Consider the following 26,763-nt stretch of genomic DNA (forward strand, 5'->3'; position numbering starts at 1 on the left):
ATTGAAGCGTTAAGAGAGTAAAACGTGCTTGGGGTTACTGGTTAATAATTCCTGCTTTTAAGCCAGCGGTGTTTAGCTGCTGATCTTGGGTTGTTGGAATTGGCCATGCTGCTTTATCTAAATCTAGATCGGAGAATTGGCTGGCATCAAAAATAGGCTGTGTTATACCTGCTTGTATTTGATCGTCATAATCTTTGACCACCCGTCGGCTGATTTTGAATAACAGCGCTAAAGCAAACAGGTTTACCAGAGCCAATAAGCCCATGGTCAAATCTGCAAAAGCAAATACAGTGCCTAAATCCAACACGGCACCCAAGCAACAAAGACACACAATGGCGACACGAAAGCCATTCATTAAAAATTCATTGTTACGACTTTTCGTTAGGTAGCTTAGGCTGTTTTCACCTAAATAATAGTTATACAAAATGGTACTAAAGCCGAACAATAGTAAAGCGATGCTGACAAATATGCGGCCTGATTCACCGATATGGGTTGCCAGAGAGGCTTGTGTTAGTGCGACTCCATCGGCCACACTGGCGCTACTTGGGTCGTAAGCTGTACCCAATAGAATGATTAAGGCAGTACAAGTGCAGAGCACTATCGTATCGATAAACACTGAAAAAGCCTGTACCACACCTTGGTTTGCTGGATGAGGGACGAATGCGACGGCGGCAACGTTGGGTGCGCTGCCTAAGCCTGCTTCGTTCGAGAATAGGCCGCGTTTTACGCCCATTAAAATAGCAGCACCGACACCACCTGCAACGGCAGGTCCGAGGCCAAAGGCACTTTTAACAATCAACATCAAGGTATCTGGAATGGCGCTAATGTGCAGGGCTAATACGATGATAGCAATGAGTAGGTATCCACCTGCCATAATAGGAACCAATACCTCTGCGACTTTGGCGATGCGTCGAACGCCGCCAAATATGATTAAACCAACGATTAAGGCGAGAGCAATGCCACTATAAGACAATGGAATACCAAACGCGTCTTGTAGAGAGTTGGCAACGGCATAGGATTGTAATGCCGTAAAGGCAATGCCAAAGGTCGCTAATAATAACAGGGAGTAGAGTACGGAAAGCCACTTCCATTTGGCACCAAGGCCTTTAGCGATGTAATAGGCCGGACCACCACGGTAAGTGCCATCTGGCTCTGCGGTTTTATATACTTGTGCAAGTGTACATTCAATGAAACTGGTTGCCATACCCATCAAGCCAACCACCCACATCCAAAAAATCGCACCCGGTCCACCCAGTGCAATGGCGACGGCGACCCCGGCAATGTTGCCCCCACCGACCCGTCCGGCCACGGATAGGATTAGTGCTTGGAATGAGCTTAAATGGCCATCACCTTCGTGATGCCGAGCGGTCAGAATGCCAAACATTTTGCCAAAATAGCGAAATTGCACAAATCGAGATGACACTGTAAACCAAACGCCAAGCCCGATTAGGACGGCAATTAGGACTTTGCTCCAGAGTAGGTCGCTAAGCATAGATAACATTTAACAGAACTCCTTTTCGGTATGAACCGATTTTATATTTTTTGTAGGAAGAGAGAGGTGTTATTGAACAAGAGGTGGGCGATTGTTAGAAGTTTGTAACTTTGTCTTTTTTGATGCGAATTGATGCTATAATAGCGTCAATTAGCATCAGTTTTAGTTGTGGTTTTGTGTTTGGGTGATTTACTATAAGCCGAATAATAATACGTGAGTGAATGGTGTATTGTTTTGCAATGGTTTCACTCAAGCCTTGAGAGTAATGTCACTGTGCCAGATAATTTTAAAGAAAATTTGCGTTTACTTTGTAGTTATTACAAATCCACTTCCGAGGTGTGTCGTCGTCTTGGTATCAACCGACCTCAGTTTAATCGCTATTTAAACGGCACTAATCGACCATCTGCTAACACGATGAGGCGTTTTTGTGAGTTTTTTGGGGTTGAGGAAAGTGAAATAACGTTACCTCACACTCAATTTCAACGGCTAGTGCAAGTTCGCCCCATTCATAAAGCCAATGCATCATCGGTTTCTTTAGAGCAGCAGCACTGTGATAATCTGCAGCGCATCAGTTTGGCGGGTCAGGATAAGTATCTTGGTTATTATTTTGAATACTACCTGTCCATGGCCTGTCCTGGGAAAATTCTTAGGACTTTGGTGTGTATTGAGTTGCGCAATGGAAAAATGTACTTCCAGCGAACGGAGCGTTTGCGAGAAGAGGGGCGAGCCAAACCTTTTCACGGTATTTATAAAGGGGTAGCGTACTTTTTAGCGGATCGAATTTTTTTGACGGACTACGAAACCCTAACGGGTCATGAAGTGACACAAACAATTTTGTTTCCTTCCTTTAAGAATCGTGTTGACCGATTGACCGGATTGAAACTAGGTGTGTCGGGCAGTGGTGAGCGGATGCCCTGTTGTGCAAGAGTGGTTTACGAGCATTTGGGTAAGCAAGTTAACAAACGTGAGGCTCTGGTTTTGTGTGGTTTGTATGATGCGGATAGTGAGCAGATTGATGCCAGTATTCGTCAAGCGATTGCTAATACTATTGCGCCGGGTGAGTGGCACTTTAGAGCGCGCTTTTAAGTGCTAATTTTGTTGTCGGTCTATTTTTTGAGTGTCAATTGTTTCAATGGAAGATGCTTGATTTTCGGTTGCTTCCGTTTCGAGTCTTGCTCGTTCTGCCTTAGATAGATATTTGGGTTTCGCTTTTGGGGGATTGGCTTTGCGATTTGCCTGTTTGCTGCGCTTGGTTAGTATGGCTTTTATTTTTTTACGGCGATTCATTATGCGTCCCTAGATGAGGCTGTGAGCACACTTTTTGGTTGTCTGACGTATTTATATACAAGGCTAGATATTTCTGTTACTGGGATGGTTTTCTAACGACAAAAAAAAGCCCTAATCAACGATTAGGGCTTTCTTACGTTGGTACCAGTAGGCGGACTCGAACCGCCACACCCGAAGGCAACGGATTTTGAATCCGTCGTGTCTACCAATTCCACCACACTGGCCTTGAAAAAGGTGTTGCGTATTCTATTGGTTTTAAATGCGTTGTCAATGCTATTGCTAAATTTTTTGGCTTTTCTTTTCTTCTAGGTGGCTTTTCTCGCTTCTGATGCACATGGAACGTACCTTTTTGGCGAAAAATTCGCTAAAATACCGGGTCATTTTTCTAGGTCGTTTTCTTCGTATGCGTGTTTCTGATTATCACTTTGATTTGCCTGACTCTCTTATTGCCACTTACCCAACTCCAGATCGAACCTCAAGCCGGTTGTTAAAGCTTGATGGACCTACTGGCGAGCTGGCGCATTTGCAATTTTCTAATGTGTTGGACTTAGTTCAGCCTGGTGATCTGATGGTGTTTAACAACACTCGAGTTATTCCTGCTCGTGTGTTTGGAGAGAAAGAGTCTGGCGGTAAAATCGAAATTTTAATTGAACGTATCGTCAATGAGACCGAAGCGTTGGCTCATATTCGTGCGAGCAAATCTCCCAAGTCTGGTACCAAGCTTTTTCTAGGTCAAGATAAGAATGAATCGATTGAAGTGACGATGGTGGAGCGCTCAGGCGCCTTGTTTTACCTGGCTTTTAATGAGCCCGTTTTGCAAGTGCTTTCAAGAGTGGGCCATATGCCATTGCCTCCGTACATTGAGCGCCCTGATGAAGACAGCGACCAAGAACGTTATCAAACGGTTTATAATCAAAAGCCTGGGGCGGTAGCGGCACCGACTGCTGGTTTGCATTTTGATGAAGCCTTGCTTGATAAGATTCACGCGAAAGGGGTGAATATTGCGTTTGTTACCCTCCATGTGGGAGCGGGAACGTTTCAACCCGTTAAGGTAGATCATGTTAAAGACCACATCATGCATGCGGAGTATGTGGAAGTCGAAGAATCGGTGGTCGAGCAAGTAAAAGCCACAAAGGCTCGGGGTGGTCGAGTCATTGCAGTGGGCACTACCAGTGTGCGCAGTCTGGAGTCGGCCAGCCAAAGCGGTGAAATTAAGCCGATGAAAGACGATACCAGTATTTTTATTTATCCCGGTTATGAGTTTAAAACCGTTGATTGTTTGATAACGAATTTTCATTTGCCAGAATCGACACTGATTATGTTGATCAGTGCGTTTGCGGGTTATGAGCAGGTCATGTCGGCTTATAAAATGGCGGTGGAAAAGCAATATCGATTTTTTAGTTATGGCGATGCCATGTTTATAACACGTAATGCGCAGGCTAAAGGCCCGCAGAGTAAGGAATAAGACGTATGTCAGATAAACGTCCAGAATGTTTTATGGACTTCGAACTACACAAGACGTCCGGTAAGGCGCGTAGAGCCACATTAACGTTTCCTCGAGGTAAGGTTGAGACACCTGCTTTTATGCCTGTGGGCACTTATGGTTCAGTTAAAGGCATGTTAACCAAAGATATCGAAGAAATCGGTGCGGATATCATTCTTGGTAATACCTTCCATCTTTGGCTGCGCCCCGGTACGGAAGTCATTAAAGCCCATGGTGATTTGCATGATTTTACTCAGTGGAAAAAGCCCATTTTGACAGATTCTGGTGGTTTTCAAGTGTTTTCACTAGGGGAAATGCGCAAAATCACAGAAGAGGGTGTGAGCTTTCGTTCGCCTATCAATGGTTCTAAAGTGTTTTTGAGTCCTGAAATCTCTATGCAAGTGCAAAAAGATTTGGGTTCGGATATCGTAATGATTTTTGATGAATGTACGCCATACCCAGCAACACCAGAGAGTGCAGCAGCTTCCATGCGTATGAGTTTGCGCTGGGCGAAACGCTCAAAAGATGAGCATGGCGATAGCCCGTCGGCGCTATTTGGTATTATCCAAGGTAGCATGTATGAGCACCTTCGAGATGAGTCCCTTGAGGGATTAACGGAGATTGGTTTTGATGGCTATGCCATTGGCGGTTTGTCTGTTGGTGAGCCAAAAGAAGAAATGATGAAGGTGTTGGATTACGTGACGCCGAAAATGCCTGATAACAAGCCTCGTTATCTAATGGGAGTGGGTAAGCCAGAAGACTTGGTGGAAGGTGTGCGTCGTGGTGTGGATATGTTCGATTGCGTGATGCCTACGCGTAATGCCCGTAATGGACATTTATTTACTTCTGATGGTGTGGTGCGTATTCGTAATGCGACGAATCGCCACGATACGTCCCCATTGGACAAAGAATGTGATTGCTACACTTGTAAAAACTTTTCTCGGTCTTATTTACATCACTTGGATAAGTGTCAAGAAATGGTGGGAGCGCAATTAAACACCATTCATAACTTAAGATACTATCAAACCTTGATGGCGGGATTGCGTCTCGCGCTCGATGAAGGTAGATTTGACGCCTTTGTTGATGAGTTTTACGCGAAACGTGGGTTAGAAACGCCACCTTTGAGCGATTAGTAATCAATTAGCAAGATTTATGTCAATTTTTATTAAATTGATAACAGTTTTTTAAACCATTGGAGAGTTAATAACATGATCTCATTGATCTCATCCGCATACGCAGCCGATGCTGCACCAGCCAGTGCAGGTATTTTTAACCTAGTACTGCTTGCTGGTTTTGTCGTTATCTTTTACTTCCTTATGTGGCGTCCACAGGCGAAGCGTACTAAAGAGCATAAAAATTTGCTTGCTTCTCTGGCAAAAGGCACTGAAGTTGTAACAGGTGGTGGCTTGTTGGGGAAAGTGACAAAAGTTGAAGACAATTACGTAACGCTTGAAGTTTCTGAAAACATTGAGATGAAATTCCAAAAGTCTTCTGTAGCGGCTGTGCTACCTAAAGGAACACTGAAATCCATCTAACCTTTTTAGAAAAGCGCCTTGTTTAGGCGCTTTTCTTCTTTCATTCGTATTATTATTTTAGGTGTAAAGGATTCTTCATGCTCAACAAGTATCCCTTGTGGAAGTATCTCGCAATACTTTTCGTTTTGGCGGTGGGGATAGTCTATGCCTTGCCGAACTTGTATCCAGATGATCCTGCTTTGCAAATTTCTACTCAAAAAGCAACGACCGTCGTAAACGAACAGACATTGAAAAAAGTAGAGGCCGCTTTAGCTCAGGCTCATATTAAGTTGAAAAAAGCAGAATTGGAGTCTACTGGTGCTACCTTGCGTTTTTATAATGGTCAGGATCAATTAGCTGCCAAGCCTGTTGTGGCTGAAACTTTAGGGGACGGCTATGTTACGGCGTTAAACCTTGTGCCGACAACACCTACTTGGTTGAGGGATATTGGTGCGGGTCCAGCAAAACTAGGATTGGATTTGCGTGGTGGTGTGCATTTCTTATTGCAGGTGGATATGCCTGCTGCGTTGAAGCAAAAAATGGAAGTGGCTTCGAGCGAAATGAAAACAGATATGCGTCAAGAGCGCATTCGTTACCGTAGTGTGTCCATCAATAATGGTGTCTTGTCTATTCGATTCCTCAAGCAAGAAGACCGCACACTAGCTGAATCATTGTTGAAAGATAAGTTTAACCAATATGACTATACTGAACGCGACAGCGGTAAGGATTTTTACCTGGACGCGAAGTATACAGATGCAGCGCGTAAAGAAATTGAGTCTTATGCGATTCAGCAAAACTTAACCACTTTGCGTAATCGTGTAAATGAATTAGGTGTGGCTGAGCCATTGGTTCAGCGTCAAGGCAGTGATCGTATCGTAGTTGAATTGCCTGGTGTGCAAGACACAGCGGCAGCCAAACGTATTATCGGTGCTACGGCTAACCTTGAGTTTCATTTAGAGGCTGGCTTAGACCAAGATGGCTCTGATGTGGAAACTTTGCCATTTAGAAACAACAGTAACCGAACCGCTCGGTTAGACCGTGATATTATTGTCACCGGAGACAATGTCTCTGATGCGTCTTCGTCTTTTGATCAGAATGGGCGTCCACAGGTTAATATTAGTTTGGATTCCATCGGTGGTAAGAAAATGGCGCGTGTGACGCGTTCAGCCATCGGTCGCAATATGGCGGTGGTCTTCATTGAGCATAAAACGCGTAATATATATGTGAATAAAGATGGTAAGCTGACTCCTGTGCGTAAGTCATACGAACAGAAAAGTATTATTTCTCTTGCTACCATTCAGACGACGTTGGGGAACTCTTTCCGTATTACGGGATTGGATAGTCCGCGTGAGGCGTCTGAGTTGGCGCTATTGCTTCGTGCGGGTGCGTTAGCGGCTCCTATTTATTTTGTGGGTGAGCGTACTATTGGGCCAAGCTTAGGGGCGCAAAATATCCACTTGGGTATGCAGTCAGCGAAAATTGCTCTGTTGGTTGTTATGCTATTTATGTTGGCTTATTACCGATTGTTTGGTCTGTTCGCTAACATCTCGTTGGTTTTGAACGTGATATTGCTATTAGCTTGTATGTCTGTGCTGGGAGCAACGTTAACCTTGCCAGGCATTGCGGGTATTGTACTGACAATGGGGATGGCGGTGGATGCCAACGTGCTTATTTTCTCGAGGATAAGGGAGGAGTTGGGGAATGGTATGCCAAGCCATCAAGCAATTTATTCTGGCTTTAATCGCGCATTTGCCACCATTCTTGACTCGAACATAACGACTTTGCTGGTGGCGGTTATCCTGTTTGCCGTCGGAACGGGTTCTGTAAAAGGTTTCGCGGTCACATTATCTCTCGGTATTCTTACGTCTATGTTTACAGCGATTGTTGTAACGCGTGCCCAGATTAATCTGGTGTACGGTGGTACTAAGAATAAGAAATTGTATCTTTAGGGGAACTCCATGAAAGTGACAAAAATTCCATTTATGGAGATGCGCAAGATCGTGGCTTGTTTTTCGCTTGCGTTGATTTTGATCTCTATTGTTTCTCTTGCGACAAAGGGAATTAGGTTTGGCTTGGACTTCACAGGGGGGACTCTGATAGAGGTGACTTATAAAGAGGCGCCTGATCTAGTCCAGGTTCGTAAAATGTTAGATGCTGGAGGTTATAAGGATGTTGTTGTGCAGAACTTTGGTTCGCCAACGGATATCGTTGTTCGTATGGCGAACAAATATACTCCTGAATTAGGTGGACAGGTATTGTCAGCACTTCAAGATAACGGCAAAGTCTCAGTGTCTCTGGTTCGTTCTGAGTTTGTTGGGGCTCAAGTCGGTAAACAACTGCGTGAGCAGGGCGGCTTAGGGATGTTGCTGGCTTTATTGGTTGTGATGGTCTATGTCGCTATTCGCTTCCAGTTTAAGTTCTCTGTGGCGTCTGTTGTGGCTTTGGTTCACGACGTTATTATCACCTTAGGCTTTTTCTCATTTTTCGGTTACGAGTTTGATTTAACGGTATTGGCGGCTGTGCTTGCACTGATTGGTTATTCCTTGAATGATACGATCGTAGTCTGTGACCGGATTCGTGAGAACTTTCGTATCATGCGGGATACGACCCCTCACGATTTGATTAACGTATCCATTAACCAGACATTGAGTCGTACTATCGTGACGTCTTTGACGACATTATTCACGGTTGTTGTATTGTTTTTCTGGGGAGGGGAGTCAATTCATAACTTCTCTTTAGCTATGATCGTTGGCATTACCATTGGTACGTATTCTTCTATTTTTGTGGCGGCAAATTTATTGTTGACCATGAAGGTCTCTCGTGAGGATTTGGTGCCAGCACCAAAACCTGAGTTTGAAGATGAACTGCCATAAGTATTCCTAGATAAGTAGTTAGCATCTTTGCAAATTGATGAGTCAGCCTTTAGCGGACTTGTTAACTGTTAACTGTTAACTGAAAGGCCTGTAACGATTGTTATAGGCCTTTTTTTGATCTATGGTCGAGGGGTATAGATGAAGGGGAGTGGGAGGGGGGTTACTTGATAACGGTGCCGAACTTCATGCCCATTTTGGTTTTGCTGTCAGCCTGAAGGTTTTCCTCCCATTTCACGGCGTCTTTGCCGAATAGCACAATGGCTGTTGAGCCTAGTTTAAAACGCCCCATTTCCTCTCCTTTTTGGATTTCAATGTTGCTTAGGTCTTGATAGTCCCAAGTGACTACGTTTTTGTTAAATGGTGTGACTTGGCCTGCCCAGGTGGTTTCAATGCTTGCCACAATCATTGCGCCAACTAATATTACCGCCATTGGGCCAGCTTCTGTGTCAAATAGGCACACGGTGCGCTCGTTGCGTGCGAATACACTTGGAATTTGCTCGGCTGTTACCTTATTGACCGAGAAGAGTTTGCCTGGAATGTGGATCATCTTAGTCAGTTTGCCTGTTAGAGGTATATGCACTCTGTGGTAATCTCGAGGAGATAGGTAGACGGTAGCAAAAGAGCCGCCTAGAAACTGGTCTGATAGTGCTGCATCCCCACCAAGAAGGGAGGTGAGGCTATAAGTGTGACCTTTTGCCTGATAAAGTGTGCCATATTCGATTTTGCCAATTTGACTGATGGCGCCGTCAGCAGGGCAAACGATGCTGTTATCTTCATCGCAAATTGGGCGTAATTCTGGACGAATAGCGCGAGTGAAAAAGTCGTTGAAATTGCGATAAGATAACGCGTTGCTATTGACGGCCTCTGACATGTCGACTTGATATTTTTTGACGAACTGGCTAATGAAAGTATTTTTTACCCAGCTTGTTTCGCATTCAGCGATTTTGCCGATCAATCTGGATAGGGTTTTTTGAGGGGTGATATGTTGTGCAAAGGCAAATATTTGATCTTTTGTCACGGTGTATATGTCCTAATATTGGTGTTTATTTTGCGAGATAGCTGATTAATTGCACTACCTGCTTTAAATAGTTGTAGTCGCTTTCTGTGAATGGGGAGAGGGACGCTAACCATAGAATATGAATTTCGTCTTCTGCGACAGTGGTAGAGGCAAGCATTAGATGGTCACTCCTGCTTAAGAGTTTGCTGGCATTGATGGGAAATTCGCTAGCAAGACGTGTCAATTTGTCGCCGCTCAGTTGAACGGCGGACCTTTTTTGCGATAATTTGCTAAATATGCTGGAAGGGCTGTTCCAAGTCACGGCTTTTATTTTATCTGTCTCATAGCCTTGTTGAAAGAGTGGGCTTATTTTTCCTTTGCTGTACTTTAATATGATGGTGCGTTGATCGCGTTTAATGACTTCGTTTAATGCTTTTAGAGTGGCTATGGCCTTGTGCTTGGGCTGTACATCATTGCTCTTACAAAGAGCCTTAAGTGAGCTTAACGCAGATGGTTTCTTTTGAACTGCTTTTAGCTTGACACCGAATGTTTCATCTTTAGTGTACAGGGTAGGTGACAATAATTGGCATGCTAAGGGAATTTTACCTCTGTTGGGATAAAGAGTAGCGGCCTCTACACTGGCACTATGAGTGAGTTGAATGGTGCGTCCTAGGTGACAATGAATAACGGTCGAGATCACTCGATAGTAAAAGGGCAATGTTTTTGCCTGCCAGCCATAAGTGGCTGCCTCGTGGGCAACCTTGCTTGCGCAATAGGAAAAAATAAGTGGACTGTTGGCTAGTAGTGTTAAGCGTTTGTCTTCCGTATACTTGGGGAGCTCCTCTGGGTTATGAGTATGCTGAGCAAGCTCTTGAAGTTCTTTGGTTGAGGGGATGAATTTGGTGATAAACGAGTGGATGATGTTGATTGGGGTTCCCCAATACTTGCTTATGTGTACTGTAATTTCATCCATTCGACATCCTAGGATATCGCTTTCGGCTTGGTTGGCTTTTTCACCTTCAAGAATTTTTTTCTGTAGCATACGCATGGTTGGGTAGCAGTAAAACCACATTAGCCAGCGTGGAGTATCACGAAAAAAAGTGGTCCAAAAAATGTCTTCTTCGTGGCTCGCACGTTTTTCAATTGCCCAGCGTTTTGCTATGGTTGCAGCCTCGTAGCTAGATTGAACTTCTCTTACCATGGCAGCATGAGCTGGGTCTTTTGCTAAATGTTCATAAGGCACCAAATTTTTCAGCACAGCAGTGATGCCATTCATGCCAATCATCGCGGCGGCATGATGGGGGGTTTTTATGTCACTTCGTTTGTTCGGTACCGATTTGTTGGCTTCATTTAAAAGAGCAAAAGCAATAAATGGTTCAGATGCTATATTTGTTTGTAGGCGGTCAAGAGCCTCATCCGGTGTCTTGGTTTGGTTTTTTAGGCGCGCTAAATTACCTTTCTTGACAGGGAATTTTTGTTTCTTGAGAAAATCTAGCCACTCGTTGAGGCCAAAAGGGGGCTTTTTATCCATAGCTGTTTATTTTAAAGACTCTTAAATGCTTTATATTATTAATCATACTGTATATTTAGAAATGAGCATACTTTGACTGTACTAAGGAAAAAAATATGTTTGCGCTAGCGGGCATTCTAATTGTCATTATTAGTGTTGTGACAGGTTACCTAGCTTCCCATGGTAATCTTTTAGTGTTATGGCAACCGTATGAGCTGCTTATTATTTGTGGTGCTGCGCTAGGGTCTTTTATGATGGCGAATCCGTTTTCGCTGCAAAAGAAAGTGCTCTTTATGTTGCCCCAAGTGATAAAAGGCAGTCGTCATAATAAAGTTTTTTATTTGCAGCTACTAGGTTTGGTCTATTCACTGTTACAAAAAAGTCGTCAGAATGGCTTTTTGTCCATTGAGGAGGATATTGAATCTCCCTTTACGAGTGAGCTGTTTAATCGTTTTCCTGATGTAATGCAGGATCATGAAGTGGTGAACTTTTTAACCGATAATTATCGAGTGTATACGCTAACCGGTTTGCCCGCTTATGAGCTTGAAGCCATTATGGATTCAGAAATTGAGCAGATAGCGGAAGAGTTGTTAGCGCCAAGTCATGCACTAAATCGTGTGGCAGAAGCTTTGCCTGGGTTTGGTATTGTGGCGGCGGTGTTGGGTATTGTGATTACGATGGGGGCCATCGGTGGACCAATGGAAACCATCGGTAATCATGTGGCGGCAGCACTGGTTGGGACCTTCTTAGGGATTTTCTGTGCTTATGGTTTTATTGGGCCTGCGTCTGCACATCTGGAGAGCTTGGGGACTCATGAACTCAAAGCTTACTTGTGTATTAAATCGTGTTTGATCTCCGTTGTGTCGGGATATGCGCCTCCTGTTGCTGCGGAAACGGGGCGTAAGTTATTGCCGCCTGATATGCGTCCCAGCTTCATCGAGCTTTCTGACGAGCTGAAGCAGTATAGATGATGAGTCCTGTTAATAGGCTGATGAGGTGCGTATATGGATCGTGATGGTCTTGTTATTCGTCGTGTCAAAAAAGTAAATAAGGGGGGGCGCCACGGTGGGGCTTGGAAGATTGCCTTAGCCGATTTTGCTTTGGCAATGATGGCGTTTTTCTTGGTGCTTTGGGTTATTAATGTGTCTTCTCCACAGCAATTAGCGGCTATTCAGGGTTATTTTAATGATCCAATGGGTCCCTCAACAGCAGGGTACAGTGCAAGCCCTATTGACCTTGGTGGGAGTCCAGCTAAGAGTAATCAGAAAAAGCTTGATCTTCAGTTACCACAACCTGGAAGTACTGCCAAACCCACTAAAGAACTAAAGCGTGATGTTGGTGGTGGTGTGAAGAGTGAGGATCAAAGTGAGCAACAGAAAGAGGAGCTTGCTAAGAAACTACAAAGCATGGATATTATCCAAGCGAATAAGGACAATATTAAGATTGATATTACCCCAATGGGGGTGCGTATAACCTTATTAGATGACCCTAGAGACCCCATGTTTGAGCGAGGCAGCGCTCGCATGATGCCGGATATGGTAAATACATTGCTGTCTATGTCGCGTTTTTTTAATACGGTGAGTAATCCTATTTCTATTACGGGGCATACAGATGCAACGCGTTATAACGATAAGAGTAGGCTGGATAATTGGGATCTATCCTCCATGCGAGCCAATGCGGCGCGCAGGATATTGGAAGAAGGTGGTGTGAAAGACAGTCGCATTGCTCAGGTGATTGGTCTATCGGATACGGTTCCTTATAATCGTTTCAATCCGGACAGCCCGCAAAATCGACGTATTAGCATTACCTTGTTAACAGACAAGGCTTATAAGGCTCTATTAGAACGTAATCGTTTGAATTATGGTCCTTCTGTTAAGCAATCGGATTACGATTTGACTCCTCAAAATGTTTTTTAGGCAACTGCGCTAGATTTGTAGGTAGTACGAAAAACCATTAAGGGGTAAACGCTTAATGGTTTTGTGCTTTTAAGGTGAGGGATTTCTAAAAAGTGGCGTTGTTATCTCGGATGGATTGTTTGATGCGCAAATAGCTTTCAAAGCGTTGTGTAGATATTTTACCTGCTTCTAGAGCCTTTAAAATTGCGCAGCCGGGCTCTTTTTCGTGGGCGCAATCGCGAAAGCGGCAGTAGCCAATGTGTGGTCGAAACTCGATAAAGCCATTCAATAGCTCTTCTTCTGATATATGCCACAGTCCAAACTCTCGAATGCCTGGAGAGTCAATCAAATCTCCACCTTTGGGCATATGAAATAAACGAGCGGTTGTGGTGGTATGTGTGCCTTTTTTGCGCTTCTGAGACAGTTCTCCCACGCTGATATCGATACCAGGTAGTAAAGTGCCAATGAGGGAGGATTTACCTACCCCAGATTGACCGACAAAGACGCTGGTCTTATTACTTAAAAAATCGTAGAGGGATTCCATGCCTGCTTGATGGGCAATAGATGTGCGAATGATGGGGTAACCAAGTGATTCGTAAGTGCTCATCAATGTATCTAATTGAGTTTTGTTAGACTCATTAATCAGGTCACTTTTATTGAGTAAAATGACCGGAGGAATGCCGACTGTTTCTGCTGCTACCAAATAGCGATCAATCAAGTTGGCATGTGCGACGGGTTCTACGGCAATAACGATAACGATATGGTCGATATTAGCGGCAACGGGTTTGAGTCGCCCATGCATATCCGGGCGAGATAGGGATGTTGTGCGTGGGGTAGTAGCGACCACAACACCGCCTTCATTTTGTTTTGGTCGCCATACGACTCTATCACCAGTGACGAGTTGTCCTAAATTTGCGCGCATATTGCAACGTGTTGCGACGCCTAGAAAAGGTGCTTGAGTGCCTTCGACTTCGACTTGAGTGCCAAAGTGAGACAAGATAACCCCTTCTGTCTCCGGGCCAAGGTCAGAAGACTGTAGTGTTTCTTGGGCTCGTTCATCGCGTTTTTTTGTACGTTCAACGCGTTCTTTTTGTATGCGCTCGATGCGCCAAGTTTGCTGTTTTGTAAGTTTTCTCTTCGACATTCTATTCAGCTGGTCATAAAGTAAGGCGCATAGAGTATAATGCTTGGCATTGATAATAAAGGATTTGGCAGCAGATGAGCTTTAGTAATGAAAATTTAGTGTGGATTGATCTGGAAATGACCGGATTGGATCCTGAAAAAGAGACAATTATAGAGATTGCTACCGTCGTAACCGATAAGCATTTAAATATCTTGGCAAAGGGGCCTAACTTGGCCATTCATCAAGAAAAAGCGGTGATGGATGCGATGGATGAGTGGTGTACCAAACATCATGGTGACTCGGGATTAACGGCGCGAGTCTTATCATCCAACATTAGTATGCAACAAGCCGAAGCCGAAACGATTGCGTTTTTAGAGCAGTACTTGCCATCTGGAGCATCGCCAATTTGCGGTAACAGTGTGGGGCAAGATCGTCGCTTTTTGTATCGTTATATGCCTAAGTTAGAAGCCTTTTTTCATTATCGGTATATTGATGTCAGCACTATTAAAGAATTGGCGAAGCGCTGGAAGCCTGAGGCATTAGAAGGCTTTAGCAAGCAGGGCTCTCATTTAGCGCTAGATGATATTCTAGAGTCGATTGGTGAGTTGGCTCATTACCGAAAAACAGTATTTGGTTTGGAGGAATAGGCGCCAGAGTCACCTTGTCGGTCATTTTTGGTGGGGTTTTACGTAATGGTTTTCCGTCGAATGCTAAAAGGAGAATGGTATGAGTGAGAGTATTGGAGGTTATCCTGTTCGTGCTTTATTCGATGTGAAAACCATACGAATGATAGAACAACAGCTTTTTGGGGTATTTGATAGCTTTGAAGTAATGGCGCAGGCTGCTAATGCCTTGTATAAACGGGTCTTTCAGCGTTGGCCGCAAGTACAGCGTTTTATTATTGTGGCGGGTAGTGGCAATAATGGTGGTGATGGTTTGTTGTTTGCTGGCCTGCTGCAAGAAGCCGGGTATAGTGTTTGTGTATTAGATTGTGTTTTAAAAACTCGACAGGGCGATGCACTTAAAGCGTATGAGTTGGCTTTAAGGAAAGGTGTTGTGTGTCAAGGTTTTGCTGATGGCGTGGTGCAGTTTGATGAGAGTGAACTTGAAAATGTCGTTGTTGTCGACGCGTTATTAGGGATCGGGGCACGATTGCCACTGAGTGAAGAGGTAATTAAAGCGGTTCAATGGATGAACAGTGCGCATGCACAGGGTGCCCATTTGGTGGCGGTTGACATGGCAACAGGTGTTGACTCCGATACAGGGTATGCTGGAGAGCATGCCGTAATAGCGGATCTTACTGTCTCTATGCTTCAGCTTAAGTTGGGAAATGTGCTAGGTAAAGGGGGCGTTGCCTCTGGAGAATTAGTGCTTGAATCCCTTGGCTCATCGTCTATGCTTCCTGAGCCAACAGCATACTGGCTTGAGGTCGAGCGTTTAGATCATCGATCGCCTTGCTCTCGACCAAAAGACTGTCATAAAGGTATGTTTGGCCATGTGGCGGTGGTTGGTGGAGATTATGGTTTTGGTGGTGCAGCCATTATGGCCAGTGAAGCCGCTGCTAAGGTGGGCGCAGGGACCGTTGGGCTGTTAACGCGAGATGAACATATAGCGGCTTCGCTTTCAAGAACCCCGAATGTAATGGCGTTGTCGTCAGAGGTGGAATCCGCTGCACAGCGTCTATTGCGTCATCATTCTATTTTGGTAATAGGGCCTGGTTTAGGGCGAGAGCAATGGGGCAAGATATTATTTAAAGACTGGTTGGCCCTCGCGTATACAAAGGGGTGTCCTGTTGTGCTTGATGCCGATGGTTTGTTTTGGCTGGCTCAAGCAGGGGAGGTTGTGTTGCCGAATGGTTCTGTCCTGACGCCGCATCTTGGTGAGGCTAGTCGTTTATTGGGTTGCTCCGTTGATGATATTCTGAAAGACCCCATTGATGCTTGTTTGACGCTAGCGAAACAATACCGTTGCTCGGTGGTGTTGAAGGGAACGACAACCATTGTGTCAGATGATTCTGGTGCTGTCTATGTGACGGGTAGATCTGAGCCTATGTTGGCAAAAGGCGGCTCCGGAGATGTGTTGAGTGGTATGTTGGGGGCTTGTTTGGCTTACTATTCTAGCGCGCTAACGGCATCTGTTGTTGCAGTTGCTTGGCATAACCATGCGGCTGGATTGTCAGCAAGGGCGTTGGGTGAGCATAGAGCACAACCTTGTGATTTATTGGATTATGTTGACAGATAAGTCTTTGTGTCTATTTGGTTGGCGTGTCTTAGGTTTCTGATGTAATTAAGATGCTGGAGAGGATGGCTGTATAATGCTGGTTGAGCGAGAGGTATTTGGTGAAGAGGCTATGGTGGCATTTGGTCAGAGCTTGGCTGAACATCTCAAAACAGGTGCTGTTGTTTATTTAGACGGGGATCTAGGGATGGGCAAAACCACTTTGGTTAGAGGTTTGTTGCAAGGGCTTGGCTATGTTGGGCCAGTGAAAAGTCCTACTTATACCCTTGTCGAGCCCTATGAAGTGGCAGGATTAGAGATCTATCATTTTGATTTATATCGATTAGGTGATCCTGAAGAGTTAGAGTATATGGGGATTCGCGACTATTTTGGTGGCAATAGCTTGAGTTTGATCGAATGGGCTGAATTGGGTGCCGGTGTGCTGCCAGCAGCTGACATAATTGTACGTTTAAGTTTGATAAGGCAAGGTCGCTATGTGGAAATTAAAGCCAATTCTCCTCATGGGGAAGCTTTGCTAGTAGGAATGTAGGATGTGTCGTTTGATCGGAGTGGGAAACTGTTGCCTGCTCTCGGTCAAGTATTTTGGGAAGGAGTAGGGAGAGTAAGTTATTTATACATTATCTGGCGAAGTCTTTGTTCTTGCTAAGATTGAGATCCCGCTGATCACCAGTTATAGTGTAACAATATACTGGCTAGCTGTCTGATATGCATAATAAATTTCGTAATCTTCTGTTTGTTGTTAGTTGCCTTGTTCTGTTGTTTGTTTCAATGCGGGCTTCGGCCGGTGAAATACGAGATATTCGTGTTGCACAACAAGAAGGCGTCACTCGTATTGTGTTTGAATTATCCAAACCAGCTGAACACCGTTTGTTTCCTCTCTCTAACCCAGATCGTGTTGTGCTCGATATAAGCAACATAGCTCTGAGTCAGGATGTGGTGAACAGTTTGTCAGCGTTGTCTTCTGATGTTCTTATGCGTGTCCGCTATGCTCGTCGGCATGATGGTGTGCGCTTTGTGCTTGATCTTTCTAAAAAAGTGAGAGCAAAGAGTTCTGTGCTTGCGGCTTCTGGGCAGTATGGTCCGAGAATTTTGGTGGAGCTGGAATCTGGCCCGAGTAAAACCATTTCTTCAGTAAAAAATTTAGCAAAGCTGTCTGATGGTAAGCGCGATATTGTGATTGCTATCGATCCAGGTCATGGTGGCAAAGATCCTGGAGCATTGGGTAAATACCGTGTCAGGGAAAAAGATGTGGTGTTGTCGATTGGCAAGGAGTTGGCAAGGCAAATTAATCGAGTAGAGGGATATAAGGCGGTATTAACGCGGTCTACCGATGAGTTTATTAAATTGCGGGATCGTTCGCGCATTGCTCGTGAGGCTAATGCCGATTTATTGATTTCTATTCATGCGGACTCCTTTACTAACGCCAGTGCCCGAGGAGCATCTGTTTGGGCGTTGTCATTAAGCGGGAAGAGTTCCGAAATGGGGCGTTGGTTGGCTCAGCAGGAAAATGCAGCGGACTTAGTCGGCGGTATTTCTTTGGATGATAAAGACCAAGTCTTGGCAGAGGTGTTGTTAGATATGTCCATGAATTCGACGATTCAGATGAGCTTGAATGTCGGAGAGAGTGTGTTGAATGATTTGGATAATGTGGCCAAATTACATAAAAGCTCGGTTCAGCAGGCGGGTTTTGTTGTGTTAAAATCGCCGGATATTCCATCTATTTTGGTGGAAACAGGGTTTGTGTCCAATAGTACTGAAGCTAAAAATCTTGCTAGCAAAACCTATCGTTACCAATTGGCAAGCGCTATCGCCTCCGGTGTTATTTCCTATTTTACGCAGAATGCGCCTAAAGGGACGTTAGTTGCATGGCAGCAAACCCATCGCAGTGGTGAGACCTATACGGTCACCAAGGGGGATACGTTGTCGGATATTGCGCGTCGCAACCGAATATCTGTAAAGTCTCTTCGAGAGGCAAATACCTTGAAAAATGATGTGATTTGGGTTGGGCAAAAGCTGCTTATTCCCGCAAGTTGATTTCTAAAAAGTGCCCCTGTTTAAAGGGGCTTCTTTCTGACTAAAGGCAATTCATGCAAAGAATTAATCTTTTATCTCCTCGTTTGGCAAACCAGATCGCTGCGGGTGAAGTGGTTGAGCGTCCTGCTTCTGTTGTTAAAGAGTTGCTTGAGAACAGTTTGGATGCAGGGGCAACCCAGCTGGATATAGAGGTTGAGCAAGGTGGTGTTCGCCGTATTAAAATTCGTGACAATGGAACTGGGATTGTAAAAGAGGATTTATCCTTAGCGTTAAGCCGACATGCAACCAGTAAAATTGTTACATTAGACGACCTTGAGGCGGTTCGAACCTTAGGGTTTCGAGGTGAAGCTTTGGCCAGTATTAGCTCAGTTTCGCGGATGCATTTAACGTCTTTAGCGCAAGGTGAAGCAGAGGCTTGGCGAGTGGAAGCGGAAGGGAAGGAAATGAATACGGCAATTCGTCCTGCTTCTCATCCACAAGGAACCACTATAGATGTGCGAGATTTGTTTTTTAATACACCAGCTCGTCGTAAATTCTTGCGCACAGAAAAAACGGAGTTTAGCCATCTTGAAGAAGTGGTTAAACGTCTGGCGTTGAGTCGTTATGATGTAGGATTCCGTTTAAGTCACAATAGTAAACAAGTCTATGATTTACGTCCGGTGACAGATCAGCTCCATGCGGAGCATCGGCTAGCAAACCTTTTGGGTAAAAAGTTCATTGAAAATGCCTTGACCATCGATGTTGAGGCGGCAGGGCTCCGTTTATGGGGTTGGATTGGTTTGCCAACGTTTTCCCGTTCTCAGGCAGATTTGCAGTATTTTTTTGTTAATGGGCGAGTAGTAAAAGATAAGCTGGTTGGTCATGCTGTACGGCAAGCCTATCGTGATGTCTTGTATAATGGACGTCATCCTACTTTCGTGTTGTACCTTGAGCTTGATCCTGCCACGGTGGATGTTAATGTGCATCCTACCAAGCATGAAGTACGTTTTCGAGATGGGCGTTTGGTCCATGACTTCCTGTTTAGTCGTATTCATAAAGCCATTGCCGATGTACGGCCTGAAGCAGAGGGTGAGCGCTCTAATGCAAGTGCGTGGCTGCCTTCAGACTCTGTGCCTCAAGAGCTTGTTATGGTTGAACAAGGGGCATTGCCTTTGGTGAGTCAGCGCTCTTCTGGTGCGGATTGGATGAAACAACCGTCGAAGGCGATTGATTCCGGACAAATTACCAGTCAACTTAACGGTATGCGTCAACTATCGGATTACGCGCAAAATTATACTGAGAATCAGTATGAGGAAGTCGATCCAGAAACGGGCGAAGTACGTATAATAAAAAGCAGTGCTCCGGTTGAGAATGATGGGGCTTTTGGCGCGGATACTTACTCGAATCCGTCATTTGAGGTGAAAGAAGGAGGTTATCAGGCGATTCCTCCGTTAGGTTTTGCTATTGCTCAGCTACACGGTGTTTATATTTTATCAGAAAGTGAAAGTGGCATGATATTAGTGGATATGCATGCTGCCCATGAGCGCATAGTCTACGAGCGTATGAAACAATCTTTCTACGATAAGACGATAGCCTCTCAACCTTTGTTGGTGCCGATTAATGTGTCTGTGTCCCAGAGTGAGGCCGATCTTGTTGAAGAGAATGGAGATGTGTTTTTGGCGTTTGGTTTTAAAGTGGAGCGTACAGGGTTAGAAAGTGTGATGGTGCGAGAGGTGCCGATTATTTTGATTAAAGCTGATGTGGAAAACCTTGTGCGAGACGTGGTGAGTGATCTTGCGACCAATGGCGTGTCGGATTTGATTGAGGTGCGGGCCAATGAATTAATGGCGACCATGTCGTGTCATGGTGCTGTTCGTGCAAACCGAAGGTTAACCATTGCAGAAATGAACAGTCTTTTAAGGGATATGGAGATTACCGAGAGAAGCGGACAATGTAATCATGGACGTCCAACTTGGACGCAGATGACAATGTCGGACTTGGATAAGCTCTTTTTGAGGGGGCGTTAATATGCTCAAACCTAGCGTGGTGTGTTTAATGGGGCCAACTGCTTCTGGTAAAACGGGGTTAGCTGTTGAATTGGCTCAGAATCATGGTTACGAGATTATTAGTGTGGATTCTGCGCTTGTCTACAAGGGCATGGATATCGGCACAGCGAAACCGGATGCAGCGACACTAAAGAAAGCGCCACACCGATTGATAGACATTATTGATCCCTTGGAGTCTTACTCGGCAGCAGACTTTGTTGAAGATGCGGTTGAGCATGCTAAAGACATTATTGCCAAAGGGAAAATTCCTCTTATGGTAGGAGGGACGATGATGTATTTTAATGCATTGCAAAAAGGCTTGGCTCCTTTGCCGCAAGCAAATGAGGTCGTACGTAAAGAAATTGAGCAAGAGGCCAGTGTGAAAGGGTGGGCGGCATTGCATGAAGAATTGTCCCGTGTTGACCCTGAGTCCGCCCAACGTATTCATCCAAATGATCCTCAGCGCTTGCAGCGGGCCTTGGAGGTGTTTCGGGTGTCAGGTGTCTCCATGACTCAGTGGTGGTCGGAGCAAGAGCCTGTATCCTTGCCATTTGAAATGGTGAATTTGGCTGTGATGCCTAAAGAGCGCAGTGTTTTGCATCAACGTATTGAGCAGCGGTTTTATGAAATGATGGATCAAGGGTTCTTGTCTGAGGTGGAAGAGTTGTACCAGCGTGGTGACTTATCCATTGAGCTGCCATCTATCCGTTGTGTAGGGTATCGTCAGCTATGGAACTATTTAAATGGTGACGATTTGCTCGAAGATGCTATCTTTAAAGGGGTTGTTGCTACTCGTCAGCTTGCAAAGCGTCAGCTGACTTGGCTTCGAGGTTGGGAGGATTTGATGATTTTTGATAGTTTGTCAAAAGAACTTGTGCCAGAGGCCTTGAAATACTTAGAAAGCAGGATTATATAGGGGAAATACAAAAAGATTTGGTGTATTATCTAGCGTATTGTTTTAACAAGATTAATTTTTATTTTTACCCTGATTAAGGAGATTCCAATGTCAAAAGGGCAATCGTTACAAGACCCTTACTTAAACGTCCTTCGCAAAGAACGGATTCCTGTTTCTATCTTTCTTGTGAATGGCATCAAGCTACAAGGCCAAATCGAGTCATTTGATCAGTTTGTGATTCTTTTGAAAAATACAGTTAGTCAAATGGTGTACAAACATGCCATTTCAACTGTTGTACCTTCTCGAACCATACGCATCCCGACGACTGATCAGTCGGAAGATGCCGTTGAATAGTTTGCCGTTATAGGGCAAACTGAGGTATATTAATTTGTTTTTTGAACGCCCCGATAGTGGTGAAATTGCGGTATTGGTTCATATTGATTTTCATGATCAAAGTGAGTCTTATGGGCCTGAAGAGTTTGTTGAACTGGCGATTTCTGCTGGTGCGGATCCTGTTGCTGTAGTAACAGGGTCACGTCAGCGACCAGATTCGAAATATTTTGTTGGTTCCGGCAAACTGGACGAAATAAAAAATATTGTTGATCAAGAAGGCGCTCAAGTCGTTCTTTTTGATCATGCTTTATCTCCCTCCCAAGAACGTAACCTTGAAGCGATTCTAATGTGTCGTGTGCTTGATCGTACAGGACTCATTTTGGATATCTTTGCCCAGCGGGCACGTACCCATGAAGGTAAGTTGCAAGTTGAATTAGCTCAGCTTCAGCATATGTCAACCCGTTTGATTCGTGGCTGGACCCACCTAGAGCGCCAAAAAGGGGGCATTGGTATGCGTGGGCCAGGTGAAACCCAGCTGGAAACTGACCGACGCTTGCTTCGTGAGCGTATTAAGTCAATTCAGAAACGATTGGGTAAAGTGGATTCCCAGCGCGACCAAAGCCGCCGTTCAAGGGCGCGATCATCGGTGCCGACTGTCTCCTTGGTGGGGTATACGAACGCGGGTAAGTCGACTTTGTTTAATCGTGCAACGGGGGCTGATGTTTATGCTGCTGACCAATTGTTTGCTACTTTGGATCCAACCCTAAGGCGGTTGGACTTAGAGCAGATTGGTACAATTGTTCTTGCGGATACGGTAGGGTTTATTCGTCAGCTTCCTCACCGATTGGTAAAAGCGTTTCAAGCAACGCTAAAAGAATCTTCTGAGGCGGATTTACTTCTCCATGTGGTGGACGCTGCTGATCATTCTCGAGAAGAGAATATGGCAGAGGTTGATAATGTGTTGGAAGAAATTGGCGCTAATGAAGTTCCTACGTTAAAAGTATTTAATAAGATAGATGCTTTGCCAATGACCGAGCCTCGCATTGACCGCGATGAGAATGGCACACCAGTTAGGGTGTGGCTTTCTGCGCGTGATGGTGTCGGGGTTGATTTGTTGCAACAGGCGATTGCAGAGATCTTGGCGGTAGATGTCTTGGATGAGACGCTTATTTTGCCAGGTGAATTAGGTCGATTAAGGGCTATGCTATTTGAGCAGGGGGCGGTTCGTTCCGAGCACTATGATGATTTTGGGCGATCGGTGTTGGAAGTACGGTTGCCTAGAAAGGATTATTTGCAGATTTTATCGCGCGCAGGTATGTCTGAAGATCAGATTGAAGTTGAAGCGGCATAAGACACGACAGAATTATCATTAGAAAAGTGGAGATGTAGTATGGCCTGGAATGAACCGGGTAATAACGACAAGGACCCGTGGAATCCTGATAAGAGCCGTAACAGTGGTGATCGCCCTGACGGTAAAGATAAGGAGACTGGAAACGGTGACCGTGACCCATGGGGTCGTCCGACGGGTGGTAAAGATCAGGGGCCTCCAGATTTGGATGAAGCGTTCCGCAAACTGATGGACATGCTTGGCGTGAAAAAATCGCGCAAGGGTGGATCTGGCGGTGGTAACGGATCGGGGTTTTCTGGCAAATTCAATCGCAACTTGATTGCTATCTTGGTGGTTGGTCTGTTCGTGCTTTGGGCGGCGACAGGTGTTTACCAGATTGACCAGCAAGAGCGTGGTGTTGTCCTTCGTTTGGGCAAATACTATGAGACGGTTAAGCCTGGTTTGCATTGGAATCCACCACTGATCGACGATGTTACCAAAGTGAACGTGACAAAAGTACGTTCCCTTGACCATAAAGCGTTAATGCTTACGGTAGATGATAACATTGTTGAGGTAAGTGTATCTGTGCAATATTCGATACAAAACCCTAAAGATTTCCTATTAAATGTGAAAAATCCAGAAGAGTCGCTTGCTCAGGCAACTGAGAGCGCCTTACGACATGTGGTTGGTAGTTCTGAGATGGATCAGATTTTGACAGAAGGTCGTGAGTTGCTGGCAACTGAGGTGAAAACGCGTTTGCAGGATTACATGAATGCTTACGGAACGGGCTTGTTAATTTCTAAAGTTAACGTTGAAAATACGCAAGCGCCAACTCAGGTGCAGGCTGCGTTTGATGACGTTATCAAGGCGAAAGAAGATGAGTTGCGTGTACGTAATGAAGCAGAGTCTTATGCTAACGGTATTATTCCGCAAGCTCGAGGTAATGCGCAGCGTATTCGTGAAGAAGCAGAGGCTTATCGCTCCGAGATTGTTGCTCGTGCTAGTGGTCAAGCGGATCGGTTTGAGCGCTTGTATCGTGAGTACGTGAAAGCGCCAGAAGTAACACGTCGCCGTCTCTATCTTGAAACAATGGAAAATCTGTATAAAAACACCAATAAGGTGGTTATTGATACGGAAGGTGGTAATAACATGATGTATTTGCCGCTTGATCAGTTGATGAAAAATCAATCGTCATCGAAAAAGCTTGATGTGGATAAGCTTGATCCTGATGGCGTGAGTGCACTAACAGATCAGGTGATTAATGAAATCCGTAAGCGTCAGGGAGCATCGGTAACTAGGCAGGGGAGAAACTAATGAAAGGAACTTCTTTTGCAATTTTATTTGCTGCTTTGGTTGCGATTCTAATTGCGTCTCAGTCGATGTATGTGGTCAACGCAACTCAGCGAGCTGTTGTTTTACGGTTCGGTGAGATTGTTGATCCTGATGTTAAACCGGGTCTTCACTTTAAAATTCCGATTGTGAATGAGGTGAAGAAGTTTGATGCGCGTATTCAGACTATGGATTCTCGGCCTCAGCGTTACTTAACATTAGAGAAAAAAGCGGTTATCGTGGACTCTTATGTTAAATGGAGAATTGAGTCGGTTTCTAAGTTTTATCAAGCAACGTCTGGTGATGTGTTTGTAGCGAACCGAGTATTGTCTTCTCGTGTTGATACAGGGCTTCGTAACCAGTTCGGCGAGCGTACCATGCATGAGGTTGTTTCTGGTCAGCGTGATCAATTGATGACAGAGCTTCGTGATAAGCTGGATAAAGTGGCGCAATCTGAGTTAGGTATCAAAATTATTGATATCCGTGTGAAGCGTATTGATCTTCCGCCAGATGTGAGTGAGTCTGTTTATCAACGTATGCGGACAGAGCGTGAACGTGAAGCTCGTGAGCATAGATCGAAAGGTTTAGAGCTTGCGGAAGGTATCCGAGCGGATGCAGATCGTCAACGTGTTGTTATTGAAGCGGATGCGCAGCGTGATGCTGAAATGATTCGTGGTGATGGTGATGCTAAGGCGGCAGCAATATACTCTAAAGTGTATAAGCAGGATCCTGAGTTCTATGACTTCTACCGGAGTCTTCAGGCTTATCGTGATAGCTTCGAAGGTAATAAAGACCTGTTTGTCATTCAACCTGATGGTGAGTTCTTCAGATACTTGAATAACTCTAATGGCAAGGAAAAAACAGCGAAATAGAATAGTAATATTCAAAAATATTGGGCTATGAGACCTATTTGTTAAAATAGGAAACATGGTATTATTCTACAAACCGGGTTATGCCCGGTTTTTTAATGGTCAAAATAAAGAGAGTCTATGCAGGAATTGTTGCAGTCGCTACTTATTGGCGTCAGCCTGTTATTGATCGCCGAGGGGATTTTGCCTTTTTTAGCGCCTAACTTGTGGCGAGAGATCATGGTGAGAGCACTCGCAGGTTCGGATCTGAATTTGCGCATTCTGGGCGCGGTTAGTATGTTTCTTGGATTAACGCTCCTTTTACTGACCCGAAGCTAAGAGGAAATAGATTAATGACATTAGCAGATCGTTGGTTGCTTCCTGAAGGTGTTGATGAGGCGTTGCCTAAAAAAGCCGCGCAAATTGAACATCTTCGAAGAGCCCTGCTGAATCTCCATGAAAGTTGGGGATATCGCTTAGTAATTCCGCCTCTTTTAGAGTATTTAGACTCTCTTCTTACTGGGGCGGGTTCTGATCTAGAAATCGAAACCTTTAAAGTTATTGATCAATTATCCGGTCGTTTGCTGGGTATTCGTGCGGATTTTACGTCTCAAGTGTCCCGTATAGATGCGCATTGTCTAAAAGGTGAAGGGGTTCAGCGTCTCAGTTATTGCGGTAGCGTGTTGCGAACCATGCCAGCGGGGTTGGATGGAACGCGAAGCCCAATCCAGCTCGGGGCCGAGCTTTATGGTCATGGTGGGATAGAAAGTGACATCGAAGTCTTGTCTTTGATGTTGGAAACCCTCAATGTGGCAGGCTTAAACAATCTGGTCTTGGACTTAGGACATGTAGATGTCGTTCGAGGCGTGCTCGATGCTTGTAACTTATCTAAAGATCAAGAAGCGAGATTGACAGAATTCTATAAGTCTAAAGACTTGCCCGAACTGGATGCGTATGTTGCTGAACTTGACGTCACCAAAGAGCAGGCTGGCTGGCTTGTTTTGTTGCCTCGATTGTGTGGCGGTGTTGATGTTCTGGATCGTGCTACAGCAGGTTTGTCTGGTGTTGGTGCGTCTGTTTTGGATGCGATTGCCTTGCTTGGTGAAGTAAGTGCGCTTATCTCTCGTCGTTATCCTGCTGTTGGGTTGCATTTTGATTTAAGTGATTTGGTGTCGTACAGCTATCACACTGGTCTGCTTTTTGCCGCTTATGTTCCTGGTCATGGTAATGCTATTGCTCGGGGTGGGCGTTATAACAATATTGGCGAAGTGTTTGGTCGCTCACGACCTGCAACAGGTTTTAGTACCGATGTTAAGGCGTTGGTTGCTTTAGTGGATTTTGAAGTAGCGACACCGAAAACAGTGCTGGCACCTATTTGTGCGAGTGATGCCATGTGGCAAGCAGTAAAAGCTCTGCGATCAGAGGGTTACCGTGTTATTGAAGCGCTGGACGATGCTTGGGCAGGTCGTGTTGATTTTGTGTTGAAATTTGCTGGTGATGCTTGGCAATTAGTGCCTGCAGAGAAATAGATCATCCTAAGAATTATTTTGAATGAGACCTG

25 protein-coding genes and 1 tRNA gene are annotated in these 26,763 nt (G+C 44.9%); 20 read left to right on the plus strand and 6 right to left on the minus strand.

The annotated features are described in order from the left end of the window. Positions 1–34: 34 nt before the first annotated feature. Positions 35–1,501, minus strand: a complete 1,467-nt coding sequence (locus tag JHD45_RS02780) for an alanine/glycine:cation symporter family protein (RefSeq protein WP_199474670.1) — start codon at positions 1,499–1,501, stop codon at positions 35–37. A 225-nt stretch (positions 1,502–1,726) separates the two neighbouring features. Between JHD45_RS02780 and JHD45_RS02785 the strand changes: the two genes are divergently transcribed. Then, complete coding sequence (locus tag JHD45_RS02785) at positions 1,727–2,578, plus strand: helix-turn-helix domain-containing protein (RefSeq protein ID WP_233407533.1); 852 nt, start codon at positions 1,727–1,729, stop codon at positions 2,576–2,578. Positions 2,579–2,581: 3 nt separating this feature from the next. On the opposite strand, the gene JHD45_RS02790 is transcribed toward JHD45_RS02785, so the two are convergent. Further along, positions 2,582–2,779 (minus strand): DUF2986 domain-containing protein, encoded by a 198-nt coding sequence (locus tag JHD45_RS02790; protein WP_199474671.1) that lies wholly within the window; start codon positions 2,777–2,779, stop codon positions 2,582–2,584. Positions 2,780–2,918: 139 nt separating this feature from the next. Further along, positions 2,919–3,003, minus strand: a tRNA-Leu gene (locus tag JHD45_RS02795). Between the two features lie 179 nt (positions 3,004–3,182). Here JHD45_RS02795 and queA point away from each other — a divergent pair. The 5 genes from queA to secF all read left to right on the plus strand — a co-directional run bounded on the left by queA (position 3,183) and on the right by secF (position 8,649). After that, complete coding sequence (queA, locus tag JHD45_RS02800) at positions 3,183–4,244, plus strand: tRNA preQ1(34) S-adenosylmethionine ribosyltransferase-isomerase QueA (RefSeq protein WP_199474836.1); 1,062 nt, start codon at positions 3,183–3,185, stop codon at positions 4,242–4,244. 32 nt (positions 4,245–4,276) lie between these two features. Continuing rightward, positions 4,277–5,395 carry a tRNA guanosine(34) transglycosylase Tgt gene (tgt, locus tag JHD45_RS02805; protein ID WP_199474837.1) on the plus strand — a complete coding sequence of 373 codons (1,119 nt, stop codon included), beginning with the start codon at positions 4,277–4,279 and terminating at the stop codon, positions 5,393–5,395. Between the two features lie 75 nt (positions 5,396–5,470). Beyond that, the gene (yajC, locus tag JHD45_RS02810; RefSeq protein ID WP_067015003.1) at positions 5,471–5,797 is read left to right on the plus strand and encodes a preprotein translocase subunit YajC; all 327 of its coding nucleotides are present in this window, start codon (positions 5,471–5,473) and stop codon (positions 5,795–5,797) included. A 77-nt stretch (positions 5,798–5,874) separates the two neighbouring features. Continuing rightward, entirely contained in the window at positions 5,875–7,725 is a 1,851-nt protein-coding gene (gene secD / locus JHD45_RS02815; RefSeq protein WP_199474672.1) for a protein translocase subunit SecD, read from the plus strand. Positions 7,726–7,734: 9 nt separating this feature from the next. Then, entirely contained in the window at positions 7,735–8,649 is a 915-nt protein-coding gene (gene secF, locus JHD45_RS02820; RefSeq protein WP_199474673.1) for a protein translocase subunit SecF, read from the plus strand. Positions 8,650–8,809: 160 nt separating this feature from the next. On the opposite strand, the gene asd is transcribed toward secF, so the two are convergent. Beyond that, the gene (asd, locus tag JHD45_RS02825) at positions 8,810–9,667 is read right to left on the minus strand and encodes an archaetidylserine decarboxylase (RefSeq protein ID WP_199474674.1); all 858 of its coding nucleotides are present in this window, start codon (positions 9,665–9,667) and stop codon (positions 8,810–8,812) included. 25 nt (positions 9,668–9,692) lie between these two features. Continuing rightward, positions 9,693–11,177 (minus strand): HDOD domain-containing protein, encoded by a 1,485-nt coding sequence (locus tag JHD45_RS02830; protein ID WP_199474675.1) that lies wholly within the window; start codon positions 11,175–11,177, stop codon positions 9,693–9,695. Between the two features lie 95 nt (positions 11,178–11,272). Between JHD45_RS02830 and motA the strand changes: the two genes are divergently transcribed. After that, positions 11,273–12,127: a flagellar motor stator protein MotA gene (gene motA / locus JHD45_RS02835; RefSeq protein ID WP_199474676.1), complete on the plus strand. Its 855-nt coding sequence runs from the start codon at positions 11,273–11,275 to the stop codon at positions 12,125–12,127. 33 nt (positions 12,128–12,160) lie between these two features. Next, entirely contained in the window at positions 12,161–13,072 is a 912-nt protein-coding gene (locus JHD45_RS02840) for a flagellar motor protein MotB (protein ID WP_199474677.1), read from the plus strand. A gap of 85 nt (positions 13,073–13,157) precedes the next feature. Here the strand turns inward: JHD45_RS02840 and rsgA are convergent, their stop codons facing one another. Beyond that, positions 13,158–14,195, minus strand: a complete 1,038-nt coding sequence (gene rsgA, locus JHD45_RS02845) for a small ribosomal subunit biogenesis GTPase RsgA (protein WP_199474678.1) — start codon at positions 14,193–14,195, stop codon at positions 13,158–13,160. Positions 14,196–14,269: 74 nt separating this feature from the next. On the opposite strand from rsgA, the gene orn reads away from it, so the two are divergent. The 12 genes from orn (at position 14,270) to JHD45_RS02905 (ending at position 26,731) form a co-directional block, all read left to right on the plus strand. Beyond that, positions 14,270–14,821 carry an oligoribonuclease gene (gene orn / locus JHD45_RS02850; protein ID WP_199474679.1) on the plus strand — a complete coding sequence of 184 codons (552 nt, stop codon included), beginning with the start codon at positions 14,270–14,272 and terminating at the stop codon, positions 14,819–14,821. 79 nt (positions 14,822–14,900) lie between these two features. Next, entirely contained in the window at positions 14,901–16,415 is a 1,515-nt protein-coding gene (locus tag JHD45_RS02855; protein WP_199474680.1) for an NAD(P)H-hydrate dehydratase, read from the plus strand. Between the two features lie 73 nt (positions 16,416–16,488). Continuing rightward, positions 16,489–16,941: a tRNA (adenosine(37)-N6)-threonylcarbamoyltransferase complex ATPase subunit type 1 TsaE gene (gene tsaE, locus JHD45_RS02860; protein ID WP_199474681.1), complete on the plus strand. Its 453-nt coding sequence runs from the start codon at positions 16,489–16,491 to the stop codon at positions 16,939–16,941. Between the two features lie 176 nt (positions 16,942–17,117). Then, entirely contained in the window at positions 17,118–18,446 is a 1,329-nt protein-coding gene (locus JHD45_RS02865) for an N-acetylmuramoyl-L-alanine amidase (RefSeq protein WP_199474682.1), read from the plus strand. A 53-nt stretch (positions 18,447–18,499) separates the two neighbouring features. Continuing rightward, the gene (gene mutL / locus JHD45_RS02870; RefSeq protein WP_199474683.1) at positions 18,500–20,452 is read left to right on the plus strand and encodes a DNA mismatch repair endonuclease MutL; all 1,953 of its coding nucleotides are present in this window, start codon (positions 18,500–18,502) and stop codon (positions 20,450–20,452) included. Position 20,453: 1 nt separating this feature from the next. Beyond that, a complete protein-coding gene (gene miaA, locus JHD45_RS02875) occupies positions 20,454–21,386 on the plus strand; it encodes a tRNA (adenosine(37)-N6)-dimethylallyltransferase MiaA (RefSeq protein WP_199474684.1) in 933 nt (310 codons plus the stop codon). Between the two features lie 87 nt (positions 21,387–21,473). Further along, positions 21,474–21,719 carry an RNA chaperone Hfq gene (gene hfq / locus JHD45_RS02880; RefSeq protein ID WP_199474685.1) on the plus strand — a complete coding sequence of 82 codons (246 nt, stop codon included), beginning with the start codon at positions 21,474–21,476 and terminating at the stop codon, positions 21,717–21,719. Positions 21,720–21,753: 34 nt separating this feature from the next. Then, the gene (hflX, locus tag JHD45_RS02885) at positions 21,754–23,049 is read left to right on the plus strand and encodes a ribosome rescue GTPase HflX (protein ID WP_199474686.1); all 1,296 of its coding nucleotides are present in this window, start codon (positions 21,754–21,756) and stop codon (positions 23,047–23,049) included. Between the two features lie 39 nt (positions 23,050–23,088). After that, on the plus strand, positions 23,089–24,339 hold the full coding sequence (gene hflK, locus JHD45_RS02890) for an FtsH protease activity modulator HflK (protein ID WP_199474687.1): 1,251 nt from the start codon (positions 23,089–23,091) through the stop codon (positions 24,337–24,339). Further along, positions 24,339–25,226, plus strand: a complete 888-nt coding sequence (hflC, locus tag JHD45_RS02895) for a protease modulator HflC (RefSeq protein ID WP_199474688.1) — start codon at positions 24,339–24,341, stop codon at positions 25,224–25,226. Before hflK ends, hflC begins: the two co-directional genes overlap by 1 nt. Before the next feature lie 117 nt (positions 25,227–25,343). Then, positions 25,344–25,541 carry a DUF2065 domain-containing protein gene (locus JHD45_RS02900; RefSeq protein WP_067014946.1) on the plus strand — a complete coding sequence of 66 codons (198 nt, stop codon included), beginning with the start codon at positions 25,344–25,346 and terminating at the stop codon, positions 25,539–25,541. A gap of 14 nt (positions 25,542–25,555) precedes the next feature. Further along, a complete protein-coding gene (locus tag JHD45_RS02905) occupies positions 25,556–26,731 on the plus strand; it encodes an ATP phosphoribosyltransferase regulatory subunit (RefSeq protein ID WP_199474689.1) in 1,176 nt (391 codons plus the stop codon). The last annotated feature ends 32 nt before the right edge of the window (positions 26,732–26,763 follow it).

This window comes from Marinomonas spartinae (genome assembly GCF_016461715.1).
In the GTDB taxonomy this organism is placed as follows: domain Bacteria; phylum Pseudomonadota; class Gammaproteobacteria; order Pseudomonadales; family Marinomonadaceae; genus Marinomonas; species Marinomonas spartinae_A.